This is a genomic window from Halonotius pteroides, assembly GCF_003605635.1.
In the GTDB taxonomy this organism is placed as follows: Archaea; Halobacteriota; Halobacteria; order Halobacteriales; family Haloferacaceae; genus Halonotius; species Halonotius pteroides.
In genome coordinates this window covers 1-1,099 of sequence record NZ_QMDW01000092.1, presented here as the reverse complement: position 1 = coordinate 1,099, position 1,099 = coordinate 1, and the positions used below count along the sequence as shown (strand labels likewise).

Below are 1,099 nucleotides of genomic sequence, written 5' to 3'. Positions count from 1 at the left end.
CGGCCTTGTCAAGCGGGACGCTCTCTCCCCACGGGTCAACCCGTCGTGCGATATTCGCGGCAGCGTTGATATCGGCCTGAAACGTTGAGATGTGGCAGTCGTCGTGTGAACACTGGAACTCGGCTTGTGAGTCCCGCCGACCGAGACGGTAACACGAGTGGCACGTCTGACTCGTGTACTCCGGATTCACGTACTCGACCGGGATGCCCGCTTCCCTTGCTTTGTCCTCGATGCGGCCTTGTAGCCGGGCGAACGCCCACGAGTGCAGGCGGCGATTCATATACTCGCCGTAGTCCAGCGATTCGCGGATATACGTCAAATCCTCCATCACCAACACTGGATTCTCGTACTGCCGGGCGTATTCGATGGCCTGCCGAGACGCTTTCTCCACGATATCGGTGAGCGCGTGCTGGTAGTGGTCGAATCTCTCATCGATCCGCCACTCGGCAGCCTCACGCCCTTGGAGTCGTTGCAGGGTTGTGTGCATCTCCTTGCGGAGTTGTTTTGCTCGACTACCGCTACACACGAACGGGTCAGTCGGAGAACCGTCCTTGAGGGCACAGCCCGTGATCAGGGCAGTTTCTCCGATATCTAACCCGACGTATGTGGCGTCACCGTCTGTCGTTGGTTCTTCGACTGGGTACTCGACGGTGACGTGTAGCACCCAGTTCTGTCGGTGCTGTTGCAAGCGTATCTCGCCTGCCTTCGCATCTTCTGAAACGAGGTCGTTCCAGAGGGCTTCCTGTTCGGGGTTGATGCGAAGTGGTATCCAAAAGTTCGTTCCACGACCCGGTTGGGGAACCCACCATGTGAACTCGTAGTCGCGGTCGGTGGAGTGATCGAACTCTGCTGCTTGGTTAGTGAGCTGTATCGGGTGGTCGTCATCCAATTCCTCGGCGTTGTAGGTGCTGCGGAGCTGGGGGACGTAGTTACAGAGCGCGGCTTTGGCCTGATACGGGAGGTCGTAGGGCGTCACGATGTCGCTCACCGCCGACATGGTACTCGCCCCGGCATCGAACGCCGCTTGCAACCCGTCACGATACGTTTCGAGTAGGTCAGTGAGCTTCGACTGCTTGTGCGCTGTCGGCGGCGCGAACGT

The 1,099-nt window shown here is 59.0% G+C and carries 1 protein-coding gene; it reads right to left on the bottom strand.

What is annotated here, in order from left to right; translation table 11 throughout:
* Nucleotides 1-1,099 (bottom strand): RNA-guided endonuclease TnpB family protein (locus DP106_RS15270; protein ID WP_133305195.1); only part of this gene is annotated, 1,099 nt, incomplete at both ends.